The sequence below is a fragment of the Streptomyces sulphureus DSM 40104 genome (assembly GCF_000381025.1).
Lineage (GTDB): Bacteria > Actinomycetota > Actinomycetes > Streptomycetales > Streptomycetaceae > Streptomyces > Streptomyces sulphureus.
This window is the reverse complement of record NZ_KB905823.1, coordinates 147,808-171,935: the sequence shown is the minus strand read 5'-3', so window position 1 is coordinate 171,935 and position 24,128 is coordinate 147,808. Positions and strand designations below refer to the sequence as shown.

Here is a 24,128-nt window from a genome sequence, read left to right as displayed (position 1 = left end):
AAACTCGCCATGAACGCGCACGCGCACCGTACCGCTGAAGAGACCGTGGACCCCGTGCTGGTGGAGGTCATGGGCTCGGCCCTCGCCTCGATCGTCGAGGAGATGGGCGAGACCCTGGTCCGCGCCGCCTACTCCAGCAACATCAAGGAGCGAAGGGACTGTACGGCGGGCCTCTTCGACGCGGAGGGGCACATGCTCGCCCAGGCCGAGCTGGCCTCGCCCGTGCACCTCGGCTCCCTCATCGGCGTCGTCGCGGCCGTGCTGGAGCGCTTCCCGGCAGACGAGATCCGGCCGGGAGACACCTTCCTCAGCAACGACCCCTACTCCGGCGGGGGTTCGCACCTTCCGGACATGGTGCTCGTCACCCCGGTCTTCGCCGACGGGCAGCTCACCGCGTGGGCCGCCAACCTCGCCCATCACGCCGACTTCGGCGATCGTGGGCACGCGCACATCTTCCAGGAAGGCGTCCGCGTCCCGCCGGTGCGCTTCGCACGGGACGGCGCCATCGTGGAGGACGTCTTCCAGCTCGTCCTCACCAACTGCCAGGTGCCAGCCGAGCGGAAGGCGGACTTCCGGGCGCAGATGGCGGCCAACCGGCTCGCGGCGAGCCGCTACGGAGAGCTGGTGGAACGGTACGGCCGCGCCACCATGACCACTGCTTCGGCTGCGCTGCTCGACTACACCGAGCGCCGCACCCGCGCCGCCATCGTCGAGGTACCCGACGGCACATACACGTTCACGGACCGCTTCGACTGTCCGGAGCTGGGCGAGGAGGAGCTGGACCTGCGGCTGCAAGTGACCGTGGCCGGCGACCGACTGCACTTCGACTTCGCGGACAACCCGCCGCAGGTGCGCGCCTCGGTCAACATGGTGTGGACCGCGCTGTACGCCACGGTCTACTACGCGGTGAAGACCCTGGTAGACCCGGACATCCCCTCCAACGCGGGGCTGCACAGGCCGATCCGAATCGAGGCGCCCCTGGGCTCGATCGTCAACTGCGTCGAGCCGGCAGCCGTCAACGGGCGCACCGAGACCTGCCAGCGCGTGGTCGACCTCATCCACGGCGCCCTGGCCCCCGCCGTGCCCGACCGGGTCACCGCCGCCTCCAACGGCGCCAACACCGGGGTGCACTTCTCGGGCCTCGACAGCGGGACGGGCCGCTACTTCGTCTACCTGGAGACCATCGGCGGCGGCTCGGGAGCGCGCGCGACCAAGGACGGCCTGGACGGCGTGCAGGTCCACGTCACCAACACCTCCAATTTGCCCGTCGAAGCACTCGAGACCGAGTACCCGCTGGTCGTCGAGGCGTACGAGCTCGTGCCCGACTCCGGCGGCGCCGGCAGGACGCGCGGCGGCATGGGCATCAGGCGCACCGTCCGCGTGGAGGAACACGACGTGCGGTTCCAGTTGGACACCAGCCGTCAGCTCTCCCGCCCGTGGGGCCTCGAGGGCGGACTGCCCGGCACCTCGGCGAGGGTCGAACTCAGTGACGGGGCACAGCCGGTGACCGGCGGTGCCACGGTGCTCCAGCCCGGCGACCGCGTCAGCATCGTCACGGCCGGCGCCGGCGGCTACGGGGACCCTGCCGCACGCGGCCCCCGGGAGCTGGACCGGGACGTCCGCGAGGGCTCCGTCACCGACACCTCCGCCAGCACCACCACGTAGCAGCACGCCCGCTCCGGCGCCGGAGGCCAAGCCTCCCGCCGGGCACGTCGACTTGATCCCCTTCCGGGCGACCCGCCCCAGGACAGAGCAAGGAGGTGTCTCAATGCCGAGCACCCCCGCACCACCTGCCACTTCTTCCCCGGCCGACCCGAGCCCAGAGGACACACCCGCCGAGCAGGCTTCCGGCGCCCCCTGGCGCAAGGTGCTCTGGGCAGCGATGCTCGGCAACGCCGTGGAGTGGTACGACAACGCCCTCTACGGCATCCTCGCCGTCGTCATCTCGCGGACGTTCTTCCCCGGCGGTGACCCCACGGTCGCGCTGATCTCGACCTATCTGGGCCTGATCCTCTCCTACGCGATCCGCCCCGTCGGCGGCACGCTCATGGGACGGCTGGCCGACGTGAAGGGCCACAAGTACGTCCTCACCCTGACCATCGTCATGATGTCGGTCGGCACGGTCGCGATCGGCGTCCTGCCCGCCTACTCCGCGATCGGTATCGCGGCGCCCGTCCTGCTCGCGCTCTGCCGACTGGTGCAGGGGCTCGGCGCGAGCGCGGAGTACACCGTCGCTGCCAACTTCCTGCTGGAGCACGGCCCCCGCAATCGGCGCAACTACCTCTCGGGGTGGTCAGTCGGCTCCACCTCGCTGGGGCCCCTGATCGCCTCCGTCCTCGCGTACGTCCTGATCGTGACGCTGCCCTCCGACGCCTTCAACTCCTGGGGCTGGAGGCTGCTGTTCCTGCTGGCTGCTCCCCTCTCCCTGGTCACGCTCTACATCCGCCGGCACACCACGGAAGCCCCCGAGTACAAGCGGGTGCTGGAAGAGGCCAGGAACAGCGCGGTCGAGCAGACGCCGTTCCGTGAGGCCGTCCGCTACCACTGGCGGGACATGTTCTGCGCCATCGGCCTCGGCGCGGGACAGCGCGTCGGCTCCTTCATGATCCAGAGCTACTTCGTCACCGCGCTGGTCCAGAACGGCTTCGGGGAGGCGCAGGCACTGCTCGCGGCCATCCTCACGTACGTCGTCGGCGCCCCCGCCGCGGTCTGGGGCGGCTGGATCGCCGACAAGTACGGCGGCAAGCGGCTGCTGGTGTCCGGCTACAGCGTCTTCGTGCTGTTCACGGTGCCGACGTTCGTCGCCATCGAATCTGGCTCCTTCCTCCTCGCCTTTCTCGCCGTCGTCGTCTTCACCGTCATCAACAACGTCATCGGCGGCCCGCTGACCACCGCCTACGTGATGAGCTTCCCCGCACACGTGCGGGGAACGGCGGCGGCGCTCAACTACAACCTGGGCACCACGCTGCTGGGCGGCACCGCACCGCTGCTGGCCTCCTGGCTGGTTTCGGCCACCGGTACCGAGGTCTCCTTCGGTTGGTACATGGCCGCCGTCTGCCTGGTGTCCGCGCTGGTCGCCGCGTTCGCCCTACCGAAGGCCATCGACGCCGTACGCGAGCCGGCGGAACCGGACGCCGGGAGTGGATCGCCCGCTCCCCGGGACCCCGACCCCTCGCAAGCCGCTCCCCGGCCCGCCCCGTCCAAGGAGGACCTCCAGTCATGAACGCACCGTCCGCAGGCGACGACCCCGTCGCACCCGCCCGCTACGGCCCGAAACCACCGGTTGCCGGCGAGCGCGGCATGGTCGTCACCTCGCATCCGCTGGCCACCCGCGCTGCGCGCGACGTGCTCCGCGAAGGCGGCAACGCCGCCGACGCCGCGCTCGCGGCGGCCGCCACCCAACTCGTCGTCGAGCCGCACATGACGTCGCTGACGGGCGGACTCAGCGTGCTTCACCGGGACGCGCGAACCGGTACCGCGACCTACCTCAACGGCAACGTCAACGCCCCTCTCGCGCCGCTCCCCGACTTCACCGGAGCAGACCTGACGCGCGGACGCGGCGTTCCCGTACCCGGCTGGTGGCCGGCCTTCGACGAGGCCCGGCGCCGCTTCGGCAGCCGGAGCACCGACCGCCTCCTGGCGCCGGCGATCGCCGCCGCCACCGAGGGATTCGAGGTGAACCCCTTCCTGTACGGCACGGCCTACGGCGAGCAGGCGAACCTGGGCGCGTCCGAGCAGATGCGCGAGGTGTTCTTCGCGGAGGGCCACCTCGCAGTACCGGGCCAGACGATCAAGCAGCCGTGTGCGGCCCGTACGCTCCAGCGCCTGCGCGACGAGGGCATGGACTACTACCTCGGCGCGTTCGCCCGCGCGTTCGCCGAGATCGTCGGTGCCGACGGAGGGGTCATCACCGAGCGGGACTTCGAGCACTACCGGGTCCGCGTGCAGGAACCGGTAACCGGCACGTACCGGGGCGCCCGGATCGTGGCCTCCCCGCCGCCCGACGACGGCGGCGTCCAACTGATCGGCGCGCTGAACATTTTGGAGACCGTGGACCTGGCACGCCTGGGCCCGCCCAGCGCCTCGCCGGAGACGCTGCGCCTGCTCATCCAGGCGCACAACACCGCCTACTACGCGCCGCCGCTGCGGCGCGACCTGTCCGAGGACCGGGAGCGGCTGGAAGTGCTGCTCTCCAAGGACCACGCCCGGACGCGGATGGCGCTTCTGGAGACGGCCCCGCCACCCGGCGCGGCACCGCCCTCACCGGGCACCATCCACGTCTCCGTCGTGGACGCGTCGGGCGATGTGGCCTCTCTGACCCACTCGCACATGGCCTCCGGGTTCGTCAACGGACTCTTCTGCGAGGGATTCCAACTCTCCGGCGGCGGCTCCTTCTTCCAGCGCGTCATGCCCGGCGCGGGTGAGCGGGCGTCCGTCTACCTGGCACCGAACCTCGTGCTGCGGGACGGAGAACCCCTCATCGTCTCCGGTTCGCCCTCGGTCTCCCTCGTGGCCAACATCCTCCAGAACCTGGTGAACCTCGTCGACTTCGGGATGACCATCGAGGAGTCCGTACGCGCACCCCGGTTCGGTGCCCGCCCGCACACGCCCGAACGAGGATGGCAGCCGGGGAACCTGCTGGAGGCGGGGTTCCCCCCGGACATACTGCGCGAGGTGCGGCGCTGGGCGGATCGGGAGCGTCTGTGGACCAAGGTCGTCAACCCCTGGAACGCCCTCACCGGCAACTTCGAGGGCATCACCCTCGACCCGGTCACGGGCACGGCCCACGCCTGCGCCGACCCGCGCCGGGTCGGCGCGGCGGAGGCTCCCTGATGCCGCCGCACGTCGGCCTCGCCGCGCGCTGATCGCCCTTGCGGTGCAGCCGGTCGGGTACCGGGAACGAGAGGCGTGCTCATCGACGTTCGGGACGCGGCGCGTTGGTTCCTCAGGCTGCGTTGCCTGCCCGGCGGTGCGCTGCCCATTGCGCAGACTCTCGCGGGGCGGGGTTGGAACGGCCGAGCTTGCCAGCTTTCAGCGGCACAGGTAGCTGCCCTCACGGATCTCCCAGTGCCCGAAACCCCGATGCGTCACAGTCGGGTAAGTCTGGACCACAAGACGAACATATGGTCGCCGAGCTCCGGCGAGACGGAAGGTCCTCGCTCACCGACCTGGCCGCAAGCCTCAATCGCCCAGTTTCCGCCGTCAGCCGGCGACTCGACCGGTTGACGGCCTCCGGCCTGCTCCATTTCGACGTAGAATCCCCTTCGAACTTCTTGGTTTCAGCGTCGAAGCCCTGTTGTGGGTTCAAGTGGAATCAGCATCGCTCCACAATACGGGGCACGCGGTCGCCGTTCACCCACAGGTCGCCTATCCCGCAGCAACCTCCAGCACGACGAATCCAGTACTCGCCGTCGGATGCCGCGACATCGAGGAGCTCTACGAGTACATAAGCCAAAGAATCAGCGAAGCCCCAGGCGTGCGGACAGTGCAGACGGCGGTCGTCATTCGCCACATCAAACGGGCAGGAGCCCTGCTCGGGACCTCGACGACTCCCCCCCTGACCATTGACGCAGCCAACTCGCTGCGTCCATCACTCAGCGACGGCCGTTCCCGCATGCGCTCGCTGCTCGCCGCGGCCGCCGTACCAAGCGCTCCACCATACGGCCAGAAGAATGCTGAGCAGCAAGAGGACGGAGGACGCGGGGACTGCCACATCGATCGGCAGCATGTATATCAACGGTAGTCGCAGTGCGGACTCGATCAGTAGAACCGTTGCCCAGACGAAGGTCATGGTGACGTAGATTCGCCGGAATTCCGGTTTCGATGCGTACAGCCGATCCCACCTTCGACGTTCCTCCTCTCCACGCGCACCGAACCGCTTGGCCGCGCCGAATGCGGCGGGGCTTCCGACGGCGATGCTCCCCAGAAGTACGACAGCGAGTACCGCGGTGATCACCGACTTGGTGGCCAATACCAATCTTTCGTCCCCCGTCACGAAAGAAAGCGCCAGACCGGCACCGAAGAGGAGGCACATGGCCGCGGAGAAACCGTCGAAGGACCGCCGCCAGACCATGACGTATCCGGTGCGCAACAACGCTGTGGTGGTGGCGGCCAGCAGTGCGACGTACCCGTCGAGGCCGGTCAACCTGCAGGCGAAGTAGGCGGCCAGGACCAGGCCGACATCCCACAGTGCCACCGTGACGACGGGCTGCAGTCGTGTGTCAGACATGGTTGCCACCAAACGCAAGCGTGTTGTCGAGCCGGTCGCAGACCAGGCTCATGGTCATGCGTGCGGCGCCTGTTCGGCCGCAACGCGCGCAGGGAGCGGGTCGGTCGACGGAGCTGACGACTCGTCGTGCCAACGGTCGTAGCCGCCGCTCACGATCCGGGGTAGCGGTGCCCCACCGCGCCGTGGTCGAACAGGAGCCGCTGCACCCCCCTTAATGCAAGAATTTTCGCTTCATCGAAGACTAGCCACCTGGGAGCTCCTAACGCAAGAGCTGTCGCGTTAGGGTGGCCGCATGATCGAGAGACAGCCCGTTCGCCGGCCAGGTGGGCGCTCGGCACGGGTTCGAACGGCGGTGCACACGGCGGTCACCGAACTACTCGCCGAGAAAGCCCTGGAGGAGGTGACGATTGCCGCCGTCGCCGAGCGCTCCGGCGTGCACCAGACCACCCTCTACCGTCGATGGGGCACGATGTCCGCGCTGGTCGACGACGTGGTGAACGAGGTGCTGTCCCGTGGATCTCCCGTGCCAGACACCGGCTCGCTTCGGGGCGACCTCACCGCGTTCGCGGTCAAGGCGGCCGCCGACCTGGCGACCCCGATGGGAGCGGTATACCTGCGCGCAGTCGCGGTCGGCATCGGAGCCCCGGAGGACGCCCAAGACGGCGCCCACTCCGGACTGCTGGCGAGAGAAGAGCAACTACAGGGCATGTTGGACAGGGCAACCGCCCGAGGCGAAACGGCGCCCACAGTGCTGGACCTGCTGGAAGTCGTGCTCGCCCCGATGTACTTCCGCCTATTGATGTTCAGGGTGCCGCCCGACGAGCAACAAGCCCGCACCTTGGTCGACAGGCTACTCAGGCTGGCCGAGCCCATGTGAGAACCATTGAAGCCGCGCACAGTGGCGATACTCCGAGGGTGGCCAGGAACTCCGGGTGCGCCGCCGAGGCGATCGCCGCCCTGGAGGTCGCCGACGAGGACCGCACCGGCTGCGAGAAGTGTGTTCCGCCACTGGATCGACGAGCGCGGCGACAACTGCAACGCCCGCGCCGAGCCATGCCTGCAAGAAGTTGTCGAGCAGCCGACGAGGGGCACCGGCTGCAAGTTGACCGGCGACCGTTGGGCGCCCTCCTACGACGAGATGCGCTCGAGGGTGAGAGGGCGGGGGGAGCGTTGACTTGTTAGTGAGTAGTGAAATATAGTCAGTAGTGTAATCGATGGCGTCCGGGATATCGGTTCATCCCTGTGCGTGACATCCCCCGTACGCATAGTTGTGGCTGGGTGCCCGGTCGTCATCAGCCCGTAGCGCCCCGTCGGAGGTCGTTCGCCGACGGGGCGCCGGGTGTTGGCGGGGCCCACCTCGCAACTGCCGGGATACGCATGAGAGCGTAGGAACGCGCTCAGGTGCACACGCCTACGACGCCGGCGCGATAGTGCCTCCGCTCATCTCAGTGGCTACGGGAAGGCAGGCTTCTCGGATCGAGGATCGTCCCCTGCGCGAGGAATTCGGGCCTCAGACCAGATACTGGCTCAGAGAGTTGGCGTAGCGCATGCGCTTTTCGACGTCGCACTCGGAGGCACCGGAGTCCCAGCTTCGGCGATGGGGGGACGTGGGCGACGCCTCGGCGAGATCGGCAGGCTTTCAGGACTGAGTGCGGTCCGGATCGGCTCGACTCACCCCTCGCCGACCGCGGTGAAGAACTCGGACACCTCATCGAAGAGGGACGCGAACAGTTCCTCCAGGGGCTGCTCACCGCTGTATCTCGCCCAGGCCAGCAGGACCTCCGCCACCATCGAACCCAGGACTCCCACGAGCACCCGCACCACGAGATCGTCGGAGTCGCGCCCCAGCCGCCGGGCAAGGAACTCCGCCAGGAATCCCGTCTCATCGCGCTGGTGCTGCGGCAGCCGTGCGCGGAGTGCAGGCACCTGGTCGATCAACCGCATGCGGGTGAGCAACTCCTCCTGGTCGGCGTCGAGAGTGCTCCTGCACAGTTCGACCACCCCATTGCGCACGGCCATCAGCACCGGCTCTTCGTCCGGGCGCGAAGTGATGGCCTCCCGCAGCAGCAGGTCGTATTCATCGGCGAAGACCACGTGCTCTTTCGAAGGAAAGTAACGAAAAAACGTGGTGTGGGCGATTTCCGCCGCTTCAGCGATCTGCTCGACCGTCGTCCGCTCATAACCGTTCTCGACGAACAGACGAAGGGCTTCACGCCTGATGGTCGTGCGCATCCGCATCTTCTTGCGCTCGCGCAAGCCGGGAGCTGGGGACTTCACAGCATTCCTCTCATATCGCACATGCGGGCCGGCCGCACCCCCACGGGTGCGGCCGGCCTTCGATTTCGCTGCGGCTTCAGGCCCTCAGATCCGCCGAAGAACCTTCGCTGCCTTCGTTCACCGGACGCTGCCCGGACTCCTCGCCGCCCCGCTTCGCGAGTAGCAGGATGATCACCGAAGCACCAAGGAGCGCGACGATACTACAGAGTAGTGAAAGCGATGCCATCCCATCTGTGAATGCCTTGTAGGCAGTAGCTCGCAAAGCTTCACCCGACTCACCCATCCGATCGGCGACCGCCGAGGCTGCCGCCACCGAGTCCTCCACCTGGGCTTGGACCTGCGACGGCGCGCTCCGGGCGGCCTCCTCGACGCCGTTGGAGTAGGACGACGCGAGCATGCTGCCCAGGACTGCGATCCCCAGAGCGCCGCCGACCTGTCGCAGGGCGGTCGTGAGCGCGGTGCCCCGACCCATCTCGCCGGGGGGCAGTACCGCCATCACCATCTCCACCGACGGCGGCAAGGAGATACCGAGCCCCACTCCGAGGACGGAAAACGCCCACACCGTATGGGCATATCCGCTCTCCGAGGAGATCCCAGCCATGACGGCCATGCCGACGCCGAGGATGACCAGTCCACCTCCCGTCACCCACCGCGCGCCGATCCGCTTCACCAGCGCATCGCTGACCCCAGCACCCACCATGTAGGCGCCCACGAGCGGCAGCAGCCGCACGCCGCTACCGAGTGCCGAGGACTCCAGTACGACCTGCAGGTACTGCGGGGCGACGAAGAGAATGCCGTAGAGCACGAAGGACAGCACCGTCAGGCTGAGAGTGGCGACCGCGAACCGCCTGTTCCAGAACAGGCCCAAGTCGATGAGGGGTCTGCCGCTGCGCCTCTCCCAGAGCACGAACACCGCCAGCACCAGCAGCCCGACGGCGATGGTCCCGAGGATGGTGACGTCGCTCCACCCCTTGTCCGGCCCTTCGATGATTCCGTACAGCAGGCTGCACAGCCCGGCGGTGGACAGCACCCCGCCCACCAGGTCGACACCCGGCTTGGCCGGGTCGCGCGACTCGGGGAGCAGGTATGCGGCGCACAGGAGACCGGCCGCGAGCACCGGGACGTTGATGAGGAAGACCGAGCCCCACCAGAAGTGCTCCAGCAGATAGCCCCCCAGGATCGGTCCGAGCGGCAGGCCGAGGACCGTGCCTGTCGACCAGATCGCGATGGCCTTGCCCCTCTCCTCCTCGGGGAACATCGCGGGGAGGATCGACAGGCTCAGCGGGGTGACGATGGCCGCTCCGAGCCCCAGCAGGCCGCGGGCATAGATGAGTTCGGTCGGCCCCGTGGACCAGGCGCACCACGCCGAGGCGACGCCGAAGATCACCAGCCCGGCCATGATCATTTTCTTACGGCCGAACCGGTCCCCGAGCACGCCGGCGGGCAGCAGCAGGCCCGCGAACACCAGGGTGTAGGAGTCGGCGATCCACTGCAGCTCCCTGTTCTTCGCCCCCAGGTCCGTGGCAAGCGTCGGCAGTGCCACGTTGAGGATGGTGATGTCCAGGCCGATGACCAGCAGGCTCAGCACCAGGGCACTGAGCGCCCACCAGCGCTTCCCGTAAGGTTCCGCCCTCACGGCGTCGTCGTCCTTCATGTCCCCGCCTTCGCTGACCGGCCGCCGGGCTCCGCGAGCCACATTTCGCTATTCACTCACTCTTTTTAGCGCATCCTCATTGTTAGGCGCAATCAGAATCGATGCACGGCTGACGTGACTCGGCGTCAGTCCTTGATCTCGCAGATGACGGCGCCGGAGGAGACGGAGGCGCCGATCCGGGCGTCGAGGCCCTTCACCGTGCCCGCGCGGTGGGCGTTCAGCGGCTGCTCCATCTTCATCGCTTCGAGGACGACGACCAGTTCGCCTTCCTCGACGTGCTGGCCTTCCTCGACGGCGACCTTGACGATGGTGCCCTGCATCGGAGACGCGAGGGCGTCCCCGGAGACGGCGGCGCCCGACTTCCTCGTGGCCTTGCGGCGGGGCTTGCGCGCCCCTCCCTCGACCGCGGCGCGGGCCAGCGGCATCCCGAGCGCGGACGGCAGCGAGACCTCCAGCCGCTTGCCGCCCACCTCGACGACCACGGTCTCGCGGGACGCCTCCTCGGCATCGGCGTCCGCGCCGGCGCCGTGCGCCGTGTACGGCTTGATCTCGTTGACGAACTCCGTCTCGATCCACCGGGTGTAGACGTCGAAGGGCTCGCCCTCGCACCCGTTGACCTCCGGCGCGAACGCCGCGTCCCGTACCACGGTCCGGTGGAAGGGGAGCGCGGTCGCCATGCCCTCGACGGTGAACTCGTCCAGCGCCCGCGCCGCCCGCTCGAGGGCCCGGCGGCGGGTCGAGCCCGTGACGACGAGCTTGGCCAGCAGGGAGTCCCAGGCCGGACCGATGACCGAGCCGGACTCGACGCCCGCGTCCAGCCGGACGCCCGGCCCGGACGGCGGCGCGAAGCCGGTGACGGTGCCGGGGGCCGGAAGGAAGTCGCGGCCCGGGTCCTCGCCGTTGATGCGGAACTCGAAGGAGTGACCTCGCAGCACCGGGTCGTCGTAGCCCAGTTCCTCGCCGTCGGCGATACGGAGCATCTCCCGTACCAGGTCGATGCCCGCGACCTCCTCGCTCACCGGGTGCTCGACCTGGAGGCGGGTGTTGACCTCCAAAAACGAGATCATGCCGTCCTGGCCGACGAGGAACTCGCAGGTGCCCGCGCCCTCGTAGCCCGCCTCGCGCAGGATCGCCTTGGACGCACGGTACAGCTCGGCGTTCTGCTCCTCCGTCAGAAACGGCGCCGGAGCCTCCTCGACGAGCTTCTGATGGCGGCGCTGCAGGGAGCAGTCACGGGTCGAGACGACCACCACGTTCCCGTGCTTGTCCGCCAGGCACTGCGTCTCCACGTGCCGGGGACGGTCGAGATACCGCTCGACGAAGCACTCGCCGCGGCCGAAGGCCGCAACCGCCTCGCGCACCGCCGAGTCGTACAGCTCGGGGACCTCCTCCAGCGTGCGGGCGACCTTGAGGCCGCGCCCGCCGCCGCCGAAGGCGGCCTTGATGGCGATGGGCAGCCCGTACTCCTCGGCGAAGGCCACGACCTCCTCCGGGCCGGAGACCGGGTCCTTGGTGCCCGCGACCAGCGGAGCGCCCGCACGGTGCGCGATGTGCCGCGCGGCGACCTTGTCGCCCAGGTCCCGGATGGCAGACGGCGGCGGGCCGATCCAGGTCAGGCCCGCGTCCGAAACGGCCTGCGCGAAGTCGGCGTTCTCCGAGAGAAAGCCGTAACCGGGGTGGACGGCGTCCGCCCCCGAATCGGCGGCGGCCTTCAGGACGTTGGCGACGTCCAGGTAGCTCGCGGCCGGGGTGTCGCCGCCCAGGGCGAATGCCTCGTCGGCCGCACGCACATGCAGCGCGTCCCGGTCCGGATCGGCATAGACGGCGACGCTCGCGATGCCCGCGTCCCTGCACGCGCGGGCCACGCGGACCGCGATCTCGCCGCGATTGGCGATGAGCACCTTGCGCACGATGGCTCCCCCGTTCTCTTCCCCGGGTCGTCCCGGGGGCTGTTGGTGCGTTCCCGCAGTCGCGTTCACGCGCTCGTTCCTCGTGGGCCTCTCACCGGCCGGCATCGGACACCCGACGCACCAAAGCTCCGCGGTCGAGCTTTCCCGAGAGCGTCAACGGCAGTTCGTCGACCGGGACGAGGCTGCCCGGCACCATGTGCCGCGGCAGGACCTGTGCGAGCCGGTCCCTGAGCGCGGCGACCGCGGCGGGCGTGGCAGCGCCCGGCGTTTCGGGGTCCGCGACGAAGCAGCCGACGAGGGCCGGGCTGCCCTGCCTGTCCACGACCACCACGGCGCACTCCTGCACCTCCGGCTGCTCGGCCAGTACGGCCTCGATCTCGCCCAGTTCGATGCGGAAGCCCCGGATCTTCACCTGGTCGTCGCGGCGCCCCAGGTACTCGAACCCGCCGTCCGGGCGCTCGACGGCGTAGTCACCGCTGCGGTACCAGACCCGGTCACCGCCCAGTTCCTCGTAGCGCGGGAACCGCTCTGCCGTGAGCGCGGGTCGGTCCAGATACCCCTCCGCCACACCCGCACCCGCGATGTGCAGCTCGCCGGGGACACCGGGCGACACCGGGCGGCCGTCCTCCAGCAGCACGATGTCCAGGTGGGGCAGCGGAGACCCGATCGGGGTACCGACGGACGGAGCGCGCAGCACCTTCGGGGTGAGCTTGGCGACCGTGGCGTGCACCGTGATCTCCGTGATGCCGTACATGTTGTACAGCTCCGCGTGCGGGGCCACGCCGAGTCGGAACCACTGGAGCAGCGTCCGCGGCACGATGGCCTCACCGCCCAGGACCACGTACCGCAGGTCCGGCAAGGGCACGGGGTCGGCGGCGAGCGCGCGCACCAGGTAGCCGAAGACCGACGGGACCTGGCTGAGCACGGAGACCCGGTGCCGGGCCAGGAAGGTGGCGAACGCACCGGAATCCGTGGCCGCTTCGTGGGGCACGACGGCGACCCGCCCGCCCGACAGCAGCGCACCCCAGATCTCCCACACGCTGAAGTCGAAGCTGTGCGAGTGGAAGAAGGACCAGACGTCCTCGGGCCCGACCTCGTACGTCTTCGCGCACGCTTCCAGGAGAGCTGCCACGTGCGTGTGCCGCACGACGACGCCCTTGGGGTCCCCGGTCGAACCGGAGGTGTGGATGATGTACGCGGTGTCGTGCGGTACCGCCGGCGCGACGTCCGCGGCGCCCTTCCGCACGGCGACGCTCAGCTCGCCGTCACCGTCGCCGGTCACAAGGTGGCGCAGGCCCGCGTTCTGGATGATGTAGTCCTGGCGTGCCTGCGGATAGCGCGGGTCGACGGGAACGTAGCCGGAGCCGTGTCGCCAGATGCCCAGGATGCCCGCGACGACCTGCCATCCGCGCCTGATGTGGAGCCCGACCAGGCCGCCGGGCACCACGTCGTTTTCCGTGAGCTGTGCCTCGACGCGGCCGGCCTCGTCCCACAGTTCCTCGTAGGTCACCGTGTGTGCGCCGTCCACCAGGGCGACCGCCTGCGGGCTCTGCACCATCCGGTCGTGGAACAGTTCGTCGAGCCGCCGACCGTGGGCTGTCCCTCCCGAAGCCTCGTGCTGCATGGTGCGGGTTCCTTCCTCCCGCTCATGGCGGGACGTGAGGTGGTCATCGTCGGGGGACCGCGGGGCCGGGTCCGATGGGGTCATGGCAGCGTCACCGCCTGTGCCGTGAGGACGGTGCCCGCTCCCAAGTCGGGCTTGCGGCACGCCTCCTCGGCGGAGAAGGCGGTCGAGCGCGAGGAGGACGGACGCCGACGGGATGTTGCCCTCGTCGACGAAGTTCCGTTCCACCACTGTCCGTTGTGGGAACTCGAGAGCCTTTGCCGCGGCCTTCCCTGTGCGCAGGTCGGCCCGGTGCGGCACGAAGGCCGCCGGGACCGCCGCGCGGGTGCCGTCGTCGTCCAGCGCCCGCCGCGCCGTGTGCGGGACGGTGCTGACGGCCCAGCGGGCGACTTCTCGGCCTGCCGTGCGCGGTACGGGTCCGTTGTCTTCCGCCTCATGCCCAAGGCGTGCGAACCCCCCACGGTCGTGCCGGGGAACGAGGGCCTCACCCTTCCTCTCCTGTCGCCGTGCCACGCAGCTCGTCGTCCAGGTACCGCTGACGGCACGCCCGGCGCTGCACCTTGCCGCTGGAGGTCCTGGGGAGGGCACCGCGACGGATCAGCACCACGTCGTCCACCTGAAGCCGCTGGCCGTCCCAGATCTGCTCCCGGATGTCCTGGCGCAGCTCTCCGGCACCGACGGAACGCAGTACGCGCCCGTCGGTCTCGACGGCCACGACGAGACGTTCGCTCTCGCCGTCGTCGACCGAGAAGGCCGCCGCGCAGTTGGGCCGCAGCCCGGCATGGGCCGATTCGGCGGACAACTCGATGTCCTGGGGGTAGAAGTTGCGGCCTTTGCGGATGATGACGTCCTTGAGACGGCCGGTGACGTACAGCTCGCCCTCGTGGACGAAGCCGAGATCGCCGGTCCGCAGGTGGGGCTCCGTACCCTCGTCCTCGCTTCCCGCGAGACGCGCGCGGAAGGTCTCCTCCGTCTCGACGGGTCGTCCGTGGTACCCGGCGGCGACGCACGGCCCGTTGATCCATATCTCACCGGTACGGTCCGGCGGGCAGACCGTGCGGGTGACGGGATCGACGATCCGTACCCGGGTTCCCCGTGCCGGTGCACCGCAGCTCACGAGCGGGACGGCGTCTCCGGCATCCTCGGCCACCACCCGCACGCGATCCTCGGCGAGCTCTTCCGCGGACAGCCGGAGCACACCGGGTGCCTGGCCCTGCGGGCTGCCAGTGGCCTTCAACGTGTTCTCGGCGAGGCCGTAGCCGGGACACATGGCGGTCGCGGAAAAGCCCATGGGGGAGAACGTCTCGATGAAGGCCCGAACTGTTGCGCTGCGCACCGGCTCGGCGCCGTTGGCCGCGATCCGCCACGACGTCAGGTCGAGACCCGGTGGGACGGCTCCCTCGGCCGCCGCGCGCACGCACAGTTCGTACGCGAAGCTCGGGGCGGCGGCATGGGTGCCCCGAAACCGCGAGACGGCTTCCAGCCAGCGGGCGGGACGGCGTATGAACGCATCGGGCGCCATCAAGTAGGCGGGTATGCCTGCCCACAGCGGCAGGACGACGCCGAAGAGCAGCCCCATGTCGTGGAAGAGCGGCAGCCAGGACACGACGGTGCCGTCCGGAGCACAGGGCCACAGCTCGTCCGTCTCGGCCGCGTTGTGCACCAAGTTGTCGTGACGGACCATCACGCCCTTGGGGTCGCCGGTCGACCCGGAGGTGTACTGGAGCAGGGCGATGTCCTCCAGCCGCGGTTCGTTCCCCGTCCAGTCCCCCTCGGGGGCGGGAGGCAGCGACGCGGTGTCGATCACCGTCAGTCCGGACAGCTCCGGCCGGTCCCCGAAGCGCTCTTCCAGGTCGCGCTTCACGGAGGTCGTGGTGAGGATCGTGGTGGCTCCCGCGTCGTCCGCGATGCGGCGCATCCGCTGCAGTCCGCGCACGCGGTTGGGGACCTGCACGGGGGCTCCCGCCACTCCGGCGTACATGCAGCCGAGAAGGGTGCGGACGAACTCCAGTCCGGCGGGGTAGAGGAGGACGGCGCTGTGGCCGCCGAGACGCGGCGCCAGCGCGGCGGCTCGGCCGCGGGCTCCGGCGTCCAGCTCCCGATAGGTCAGGGTATCCGCCTCGCCCTCCCCGTTGTGCAGGAACGTGTAGGCGGTCTGGTGGGGCTGCTGTCCGGCGCGCATGCGCAGGATGTCGGGCAGGCTGCGCAGCCCGGTCCGGGGCGGACCGGTCGTGGTGTCTGTCATGGGGTGCTTTTCGCTTTCTGCAAGGTCCGTGAGGATCAGCGGTGAGGTATGCGCGCAGTGCGCCAGCCGCGCATGGGATACGACGAACGCAGCAGTCCTCTCCGCGCGGAGCGGGCCCACTCGGAGGGGACGTGAGCCGGGTGCTGCTCGGTGTCGCGGGACGCGGCCACCGTGAGACACGCGACGACCGCGGCCAGCTCTTCCGCCGTGGGGTGTCCGCGGACGACGCGCATCAGCGCCCCTACGGGCGCGGCCTCGTCCCGTCGCGCCGTGCCCTGTCCGGGGCCGGGATTCGCGGCGGTCACAGCGGTATGTTCCCGTGCTTCTTCGGAAGGCCGGTCACACGTTTGGTGCGCAGCGTGCTCAGGGCCTCCCGCACCTGTTCCCGGGTTTCCGCGGGCAGGATGACCGCGTCGATGTAGCCGCGTTCGGCGGCCATGTAGGGGTTGCACAGCGCCGCCTCGTACTCGCCACGCAGCCGCTCCCGCTCGGCTTCCGGCTCTTCCGCCTGCTCGATCGCCCGGCGGTACAGCACGCTGACGGCGCCGTCGCCGCCCATGACCGCGATCTGCGCGGTGGGCCAGGCGAAGTTGACGTCGATGCCCAGGTGCTTGGAGCCCATGACGCCGTACCCGCCGCCGAACGCCTTGCGGGTGACCACGGTCACCATCGGCACGGTCGACTCGGCGTAGGCGTAGACGAGCTTGGCCCCGCGCCGGATGATCCCCATGCGTTCCTGCTCCGTGCCCGGCATGAAGCCGGGCACGTCGACGAAGGTGAGCACCGGAATGCTGAAGGAGTCGCAGAAGCGGACGAACCGCGCCGCCTTCTCGCTGGCGTTGATGTCGAGCACGCCCGCCATGCGCAGCGGCTGGTTGGCGACGACACCGACGCTGTGCCCGTCGATCCGGGCCAGCCCGCAGACGATGTTGGGCGCGTACAGCGGCTGGACCTCGAGAAGTTCGCCGCCGTCGACGACGCGTGCGATCACGTCGTGCATGTCGTACGGCTGGTTGGGGTCGTCGGGGATGATGCTGTCCAGTGCCGCGGCCTCTTTCCCCTGCTCGGGTTCGGGGTCCGGGGCGTACACGGGCGAGTCGTCGAGCGTGTTGGACGGCAGGTAGGAGAGCAGGTCGCGGACGTAGTCGAAGGCTTCCCTCTCGCCGCCGGCCAGGTAGTGCGCGTTGCCGGACTCCGCGTTGTGCGTGCGAGCCCCGCCCAGCTCCTCGTGGCTGACCTCCTGACCGGTGACTGTTCTGAGGACGTCCGGCCCGGTCACGTACATGTGTGACGTGCCGTCCACCATGACGACGAAGTCGGTGATGGCCGGCGCGTAGACGGCTCCTCCGGCGCAGGGGCCCATCATCAGGGAGATCTGAGGAACGACACCCGACGCCTGCACGTGGCGCCGGACGATTTCCGCGTAGTAGGCGAGGGAGACGACGCCCTCCTGGATGCGGGCGCCGCCGGAGTCGTTGATCCCGATGATGGGGCACCCGGTGCTGATGGCGAGATCCATGATCTTGACGATCTTCTCGCCGTACACCTCGCCCAGGCTGCCGCCGAAGACCGTGAAGTCCTGGGCGAAGACGAACACCTTGCGTCCGTTCACCGTGCCGTGTCCGGTGACCACGCCGTCGCCGTACGGCCTCCGCTGCTCCATCCCGAAGGCGTGGCAGCGGTGCCGGGCCAGCGCATCAAGCTCCACGAAGGAGTCCTCGTCCAGGAGTTCGGTGATGCGTTCGCGCGCGGTGAGCTTGCCACGCTGGTGCTGCTTGTCGACCGCGGACCGGGCGGTCGGCAGACGGGTCTCCCGCCGGCGGCGCCGGAAGTCCTCGATGCGCTCAGCCGTGGTGACGGGGACGTGCTCGTCCGTGCTCGTCGGGCCGTGTGTGTCAGTCATGGGTATCCCCATCCGTACGGGTGCCGTCCGCGAGGTCACGCGCCGCGCGCAGGTCGGCCGTGAACATTTCCGCGACCGCGTCGGCGTGATCGGCCAGGTAGAAGTGCTTGCCCGGGTAGTGCCGGACGGTCACCGGCGCGGTGGTCTCCCGCTGCCACTCCTCGAGTCCCCGGCGTTCGGTGAAGGGGTCTGCGGTGCCGCCGAACACCGACACCGGCAGGTCCAGTGGTGGCTCAGGCCGGTAACGGTGGCTCTCGGCCACACTGAAATCGGCGCGCAGCGTCGGCAGGACGAGACGCAGCAGGTCCGGCTCGTCAAGAACGTCCTGTGGCATGCCGCCGAGGCGCCGCACGGCATCGAGGAACTCCTCGTCCGACAGATCGGAGTAGCGGCTGTGCGGGAGCCCGCCGCGTGGCGACGACCAACCGGACAGGCCGAGGAGCACCGGCGCCGGCGCGCCGCGGCGGCGCAGCTCCCGGGCGACCTCGAACGACAGGAGCGCGCCCATGCTGTGCCCGAACAGCGCGAAGGTCCGACCCCGTGCGTCGTCGACAAGGACGTCGGTCAGGGAGCGCACCAGCTCGGCGCAGTCGGTGACGGGCGGCTCGGCCATGCGGTCCTGGCGACCGGGCAGTTGGGCCGCACGCAGTTCGACGGACGCGGGCAGCCGGTCGGCCCAGGTCCGGTAGAAGGCGGCACCGCCGCCCGCGAACGGGAGCACGTAGACACGGACGGTGGCCTGTGGTCGGGGCCGGAAGCATCGGAACCACAGAAGCGACCGCTCCGAGGCTGAGGTCGTGTCTAAGGTCATCGCGTGCTGCCTTTCTTGTACGTGGGTCTGCACTGATCACTCGTGAGATCGGTGGCCCGGGAACTCCGGGACGGCTGTCGTCGTGCAGCCGCTGGACGGCTCGTGCGCCTTGGCCGCCCGGAGCCTCGCGACGTCCCGACCGCCGATCGGGAGGGGCGACCCGGATCGCTGCGTGGGACGACGCCGGCGAGGTCGTCTGCGGGACCGGTGTACGGCGAGCCGGCAGAGGGAGCCGTGCCCGGGATCTGCGCCGGGGCGGAGAGGGCGGGACCCGTTCATCGGGGAGTCTCCTGGTCGTGCGGGCGGGCGACGTCCCGCATCCACTGGGCGAGGGTGTCGACGTGCGGCGGGTTGAGCAGGGTGAGGTGGTTGCCAGGGGTGTCAACGAGCCGCAGGTCCGGCAGGTAGGCGTCCCAGCCGAGCGCCCGGTCGCTGCGGTAGAACTCGGGGTCGTTGAGGTGCGGAGGCATGGGCTCGAGGCCGATGAAGAGGTGTACGGGGCCGCTGTACGGACCCGGCCGGTAGGTCCGGATCAGCTCCCGAACGTGCTGGACGTCCTCGACGGTGCGCCGCAGCAGCCCGGTGCCCACCTCGCCCTGGAACGTCTCATCGATCCGCTGGTAGAGCAGGTCCAACTGCTCGTCGGCGCCCAGACCGCGCAGTTCGTCCTCCGTCAACGGGACCCGTTTGTTGAAGATCAGCTCGAAGACGTGTGTGAAGTGCACGGTGCGGTAGGCGAGAAGGTCCTCCTCGGACAGGTCGGTGGGCACAGGTCCCGCCAGGGACGACTCGAACATCGTGAGGGTTTCGACGTGCTCCCCGGCCTCGGCGAGCTGCCGGGCGACCTCGAAGGACACCAGCCCGCCGAAGGACAGCCCGCCGAGCCGGTAGGGGCCGTGCGGGACTGTCGCGCGGATGGCCTCGGCGTAGTGGGCGGCCAGTTCCTCGACCGACCCGAAGCGGCGCAGCGCGGGTGACTCCAGCATGTGGACGGGAGTGTCGGGGGCGAGACGCTCGGCGAGGAACTGGTAGACGAGCAGGTTGCTGCCCGAGGGGTGGACCAGGAACAGCGGTGTCCGGTCGCCTTCCGGCTGGAGGGTGACCACGGGCGAACGCGTCGGCCCTTCGGTGTCCTCGCGCAGCACGTCGGCCAGTTCCGCCACGGTGGGCCGGTTCAGCAGCGACGCGAGGTCGATGTCGCGGTTGAACCGACGCTGGAGCCGGGAGATCACCCGCATGGCCACGAGTGAGTGGCCGCCGAGGGAGAAGAAGTTGTCGTGGACCCCGACGGGGCGCACTCCCAGGACCTCCTCCCACACCCGGGCGATGATCAGTTCGGTCCCGTCGCGCGGTGCCACGAGGTCGCGTGCGGTGTTGCCGTCCGTGCCGCAAAGGGACCTCAGGCCGCGGTGGTCGACGCGTCCGTCGCGAGTGAGCGGCAGATCCGCCAGCACCTGGTGCTCGCTCGGGCAGACGTGCGGCGGCAGCCGGTGTTCGGCGAGCGTCTGCAGCGCGGCGAGCAGGCGCGCGTCCTGACGCTGGGTGAGGGGCACGTTGGCGTGCCGCCCCCGGGGGGACGTCGCGGCCGCGGCGGCGTGGTGGCGCCAGAGGGCGGCCCGGCGGTCGCCCGCCGCCGGTGAGTCCGTGCGCACGAACAGGACGTCCAGGGTGCCCGCCTCGGCGCCGAGGAGGAGATCCGCCTGGAATCCGGCTCGTTCGGCCGACGCGCGCAGGTCCTCCGGATCCACGCCCGAGCCGCGTGCAAGCCATGCGGCCAGGTCCTCCGCGGTCGCCCTGGTCGCCCCGCGGCGGAGCGCCGCGACCGCGGCGGTCTGGTCCCGGACACGCGCGTCGGGCACGCCTCTGACGAGCACGCTGTCCACGTCGGCTGCCAGCAGGGAGTCGAGGGCACCGGGCGCGGCGGCGTCGCGGGCCCACTCGCAGGTCCTGTCCGGACCCGCCGGTTCCGCGGGCGCCAGGTCGATCAGCACGTCGTAGCGGTGGCGGGTCAACTCGTTGCGGGCGCGGCCCCACTTGGCGCAGACACGGGCCACCGCGCCCGGCTGCCGGCCCGCGGCGTAGGACCGGAAGAAGTCCGGGGCGAGGACCAGTTCCTCCTCCAGCCGGGCCCGGGAACGCGCCGCGAGCCACAGCTCGCGCGCCGAGGCGTCGCTGGTCCCCTCCTCCAGCCGCAGCTCCAGGTGCAGCGCGTCGAGGGTGTCCAGGTTCCGCACGTCGCCGACGAAGATCCGGCCACCCGGCCGCAGCGCGCGCACGGCGCCGTCGAGCACCCGGCGCAGATAGTCCTCGTCCGGGAAGTACTGGCTGACGGAGTTGAGGACGACCAGGTCGAAACGGCCCTCGGGGATGCCGGTGAAGTCCTCGGCCTGCTGCTTCTGCAGTGTGACCCGGGCGCCCTGGTAGGGGGCCTCGGTGAGCTGTTCGCGTACGTAGTCGAGTGCGGCGGAGGACAGGTCCGTCCCCCAGTACTCCGCACACGTGCGGGACAGCGGCAGCAGGAACATGCCGGTGCCGCAGCCGATCTCCAGGACCTTCGCGGGACGCAGGGCGCTCAACTGGGCGAGCGTGGCGTCGCGCCACTCGCGCATCTCTTCCTCGGGGATGGCCGCGCCGGTGTAACTGCTGTTCCAGCCGACGATGTTGAACTCGGCGTCGCCGGTGTCGGCGCGGTCGGCATAGGTGTGCTCGTAGAGCCGACGCCACTGGTCCACCTGCTCGTGGCGCTCGGCCGCCGCCGCACCCTCGTGGTCGGGCACCACGTAGGCGGTGAGCGTTCCGTCGTGGCTGCCGACCGCGCAGGCGGACACCGCAGGATGGCTGCCGAGGAGTTCGGCCACGGCGGCGGGGTGTGCGGCGCGGCTTCCCGCCGTGAGCCGTTCGCTCACCCGCCCGAGAATCTCCAGGTCCCCGGACTCTGTCCACCGGGCGAGGTCGCCCGTGCGGTACATCCGCTGCGGGTCGCCCGCGACGAACGGGTCGGGACGGAAGCATTCCACGGTCAGCGCGGGGCGGTCGAGGTACCCCGGGGACAACCCCGGCCCGGCGACATGGAGTTCCCCGGCGACACCGCGCGGGACCGGTGTGCCCGACGCTCCGAGCACGTACGCGCGGCGTCCCCCCGCCGGCCGTCCGGTCACGGTGCCGTCCGTGCCCGCCCGCCCCAGCACGGCGGCGCCTGCGGTCTCGGCGGACCCGTACAGGCTCAGGACGCGGCGCTCGGCGTCGCGTGCCCAGCCGGCGAGCGCGGCCGCCGCGCAGCGCTCGCCCGTAACGACGACGGTACGCAGGCGTCCGGCGGGCCCCTCGGGGTCGAGGCAGCCGAGCAGAGCCGGTGTCAGCACGGCGCCGGTCACCTCGTGCTCGGCGACCGCGGCGGCGACCGCGTCGGCCGCCGCTGAGGAGTCGCCCGCGACCGGTTCGGTTGGAAGCACGATCCGGGCTCCGGCGTGCAGTGCCGTGACGAGGGAGAACAGGTACAGGTACGAGTCCGGGGGCGCCTGGAGCAGGAAGGTGTCGTCGGCGCCGGGCGCCGCTCCGTCCCACCGGACATCGGCGGTCGCGGCCAGGGCCCGCTGATCGAGGGACACCGCCTTGGGGCCGTCCTCGGCGCCGGAGGTGAAGGCGACGTAGGCGAGGGCCGCGTCTTCGGTGGCCGGGGAGTGCGGGTGCTCCGGCAGGGACGCGATCGCCTCGTCGTCGCGGTCGAGCCGGAGGACTTCGTGATCGGCGTCCTCGAAGGCCGCCCCCGTTCCGGCGTCGCTGAGCACCAGCTCGGCCCCCGCCGCGTCCACGAGCGCGGCCAGTTCGGCGGCGGGCCGCCCGGAGTCCAGAGGGGCGGGTGCTCCCCCGGCCCGCCACACGGCCAGCAGCCCCGTCAACGTCGCGACCGGGTCGGGGTGGCAGACGGCCACCACACAGTTCCGGTCGACTCCTCGTTCCCGCAGGAGCGTGGCCAGCTTTCCGGCCCGGGAGTCGAGATCCTTCCAGGTGAGCGATGCCGTGCCGTGGGTGACGGCCGTGCGCTCCGGACGGTCGCCGGCGTGCGCGTGGCACGCCTCCAGGGGCGGGCGGGCGCGGTGGCCCGACGTCTCAGCGTCCGCGGCGAGCAGCCCCGTCAGCTCGTCGGGGGTGAGCATCGGCAGGTCGCCCAGCCGGCGGTCCGGGTTCCGGGCCAGCTCGGTGAGCAGCGTGCGCATGTGGCCGAGCAGCCGCTCGGCCATCGTGTCCGGCAGCCAGGACCGGTCGTACATCGCCCGCAGGAGGATGCGGTCGCCCGGCACCACGGCGAGCGTGAGCGGGAAGCTCGTCCGGGTGAAGTAGACGGGGTCGGCCACTTCGAGATCCGCGAACCGGTCCCACAGCAGCGACGTGTCGAGGGAGTTCTGCACCACCTGCACGGTCTCGAACATCTCCGTGCCCTGCGGCACGTCGCTCCACTCCTGTATGCGGGTGAGCGGCACGTGCTCGTGCTCACGGGCGGCGACCGCGCGCCGCTGCACCTCGTCGAGCCACTCCCCCACGCGCGTGGTCGGGTCGACGGGTATGCGCGTGGGCAGCGTGTTGACGAAGAGGCCGACCATCTCGTCGGAGCCGTCGAGTTCCGGCGGGCGGCCGGAGGAGACGGTGCCGAAGACGGCCTCGGGCGTCCCGGCGTAGCGCGAGAGCAGCAGGGCCCATGCCGCCTGCGTGAGGGTGCTCAGTGTGAGTCGGCGCTCCCTCAGTGCGCCGGACAGCAGAGCGCTGTCGGCCTCGTCGAGTTCGAGCTTGGCGACGTGCTGGGCCCCGGTGCCGGATCCCGGTTCGGCATCGGGCAGCAGCGGTGTGGGGCCGCGTACACCCTTCAGCTGACGCCGCCAGTAGGTCTCCGCCGTTTCGGGGTCCTTCTCCCGCAACCAGTCGATGTAGGTGCGGAAGGGGCGCACGGTGGGGAGGTCGACGGGCTTGCCCGCGCACAGCGCGGTGTAGGCGGCGGCGACCTCCTTGAGCACGACGCCGGTGGCCCAGCCGTCCAGGACCAGGTGGTGGACACTGACGACGAAGCGGTGTCGCCCGCCGTCCAGTCGCGCCAGGTAGAAGCGCATGAGCGGCGGTCGGGACAGCACGAAACCCTGCTCACGGTCTCCCTGGAGCAACCGCTCCTCGCGCGCGGCCAGTTCGTCGGCCGGCAGCCCTCGCCAGTCGAGCATCTCGAAGTCGACGGGCGCTTCCCGGTGGACCATCTGAAGCGGCTTGTCGAGCCGTTCCCAGGCGAACGCGCTGCGGAGAACCGGGTGTCTGCCCACCACGGTCTGCCAGGCGGAGCGCAGCGCGTCCACGTCCAGGTCGCCGATGTAGGTGTGGGCGAGCTGCTGCACGTACATGGAGCTGCTCGGGTTCTGCAGGGTGTAGAACAACAGCCCTTCCTGCATGGGGGAAAGGATGTACACGTCCTCGACGTCGTGCGTACTCATGAGC

At 70.2% G+C, this 24,128-nt stretch carries 14 protein-coding genes and 3 pseudogenes; 6 read left to right on the top strand and 11 right to left on the bottom strand.

Annotated elements, in window-relative coordinates; translation table 11 throughout:
• Window positions 1-9: 9 nt before the first annotated feature.
• From F603_RS0126150 to F603_RS36615, 5 genes and pseudogenes are all read left to right on the top strand, one after another.
• Window positions 10-1,665: a hydantoinase B/oxoprolinase family protein gene (locus F603_RS0126150; RefSeq protein WP_019548899.1), complete on the top strand. Its 1,656-nt coding sequence runs from the start codon at window positions 10-12 to the stop codon at window positions 1,663-1,665.
• Window positions 1,666-1,768: 103 nt separating this feature from the next.
• Window positions 1,769-3,223, top strand: a complete 1,455-nt coding sequence (locus tag F603_RS0126145) for an MFS transporter (protein ID WP_106431399.1) — start codon at window positions 1,769-1,771, stop codon at window positions 3,221-3,223.
• A complete protein-coding gene (locus tag F603_RS0126140) occupies window positions 3,220-4,833 on the top strand; it encodes a gamma-glutamyltransferase (RefSeq protein ID WP_019548897.1) in 1,614 nt (537 codons plus the stop codon). The genes F603_RS0126145 and F603_RS0126140 overlap by 4 nt, the downstream gene beginning before the upstream one ends.
• Window positions 4,834-5,123: 290 nt before the next feature.
• Window positions 5,124-5,228, top strand: a pseudogene (locus F603_RS36620) (winged helix-turn-helix transcriptional regulator); the annotation flags it as partial.
• An 80-nt stretch (window positions 5,229-5,308) separates the two neighbouring features.
• A pseudogene (locus F603_RS36615) lies at window positions 5,309-5,506 on the top strand (Lrp/AsnC ligand binding domain-containing protein); the annotation flags it as partial.
• An 84-nt stretch (window positions 5,507-5,590) separates the two neighbouring features.
• On the opposite strand, the gene F603_RS35610 reads toward F603_RS36615, so the two are convergent.
• Entirely contained in the window at window positions 5,591-6,229 is a 639-nt protein-coding gene (locus F603_RS35610) for a VC0807 family protein (protein WP_019548896.1), read from the bottom strand.
• Between the two features lie 292 nt (window positions 6,230-6,521).
• Between F603_RS35610 and F603_RS0126130 the strand changes: the two genes are divergently transcribed.
• Window positions 6,522-7,106, top strand: coding sequence for a TetR/AcrR family transcriptional regulator (locus tag F603_RS0126130; protein ID WP_026328724.1), 585 nt, complete (start codon window positions 6,522-6,524; stop codon window positions 7,104-7,106).
• Between the two features lie 794 nt (window positions 7,107-7,900).
• Here F603_RS0126130 and F603_RS32960 read toward each other — a convergent pair.
• The 10 genes and pseudogenes from F603_RS32960 to F603_RS0126080 form a co-directional block, all read right to left on the bottom strand.
• Window positions 7,901-8,461, bottom strand: a complete 561-nt coding sequence (locus F603_RS32960) for an acyl-CoA-like ligand-binding transcription factor (protein WP_158678692.1) — start codon at window positions 8,459-8,461, stop codon at window positions 7,901-7,903.
• 121 nt (window positions 8,462-8,582) lie between these two features.
• Window positions 8,583-10,160: a DHA2 family efflux MFS transporter permease subunit gene (locus F603_RS0126115; RefSeq protein ID WP_019548892.1), complete on the bottom strand. Its 1,578-nt coding sequence runs from the start codon at window positions 10,158-10,160 to the stop codon at window positions 8,583-8,585.
• A 125-nt stretch (window positions 10,161-10,285) separates the two neighbouring features.
• Window positions 10,286-12,070, bottom strand: coding sequence for an acetyl/propionyl/methylcrotonyl-CoA carboxylase subunit alpha (locus F603_RS0126110; protein ID WP_019548891.1), 1,785 nt, complete (start codon window positions 12,068-12,070; stop codon window positions 10,286-10,288).
• 91 nt (window positions 12,071-12,161) lie between these two features.
• Window positions 12,162-13,694, bottom strand: a complete 1,533-nt coding sequence (locus F603_RS0126105) for an amino acid adenylation domain-containing protein (protein ID WP_245600906.1) — start codon at window positions 13,692-13,694, stop codon at window positions 12,162-12,164.
• A 153-nt stretch (window positions 13,695-13,847) separates the two neighbouring features.
• Window positions 13,848-13,994 (bottom strand): annotated as a pseudogene (locus F603_RS36610) (3-oxoacyl-ACP synthase); the annotation flags it as partial.
• A 184-nt stretch (window positions 13,995-14,178) separates the two neighbouring features.
• Window positions 14,179-15,939, bottom strand: coding sequence for a fatty acyl-AMP ligase (locus F603_RS0126100; RefSeq protein WP_019548889.1), 1,761 nt, complete (start codon window positions 15,937-15,939; stop codon window positions 14,179-14,181).
• A 35-nt stretch (window positions 15,940-15,974) separates the two neighbouring features.
• Window positions 15,975-16,244: an acyl-CoA carboxylase subunit epsilon gene (locus tag F603_RS32955; RefSeq protein ID WP_019548888.1), complete on the bottom strand. Its 270-nt coding sequence runs from the start codon at window positions 16,242-16,244 to the stop codon at window positions 15,975-15,977.
• Window positions 16,241-17,854, bottom strand: coding sequence for an acyl-CoA carboxylase subunit beta (locus tag F603_RS0126090; protein ID WP_425427021.1), 1,614 nt, complete (start codon window positions 17,852-17,854; stop codon window positions 16,241-16,243). Before F603_RS0126090 ends, F603_RS32955 begins: the two co-directional genes overlap by 4 nt.
• Window positions 17,835-18,563 carry a thioesterase II family protein gene (locus tag F603_RS32950; protein ID WP_019548886.1) on the bottom strand — a complete coding sequence of 243 codons (729 nt, stop codon included), beginning with the start codon at window positions 18,561-18,563 and terminating at the stop codon, window positions 17,835-17,837. Before F603_RS32950 ends, F603_RS0126090 begins: the two co-directional genes overlap by 20 nt.
• 365 nt (window positions 18,564-18,928) lie before the next feature.
• The gene (locus tag F603_RS0126080; protein ID WP_026328723.1) at window positions 18,929-24,124 is read right to left on the bottom strand and encodes a condensation domain-containing protein; all 5,196 of its coding nucleotides are present in this window, start codon (window positions 24,122-24,124) and stop codon (window positions 18,929-18,931) included.
• Between the last annotated feature and the right edge of the window lie 4 nt (window positions 24,125-24,128).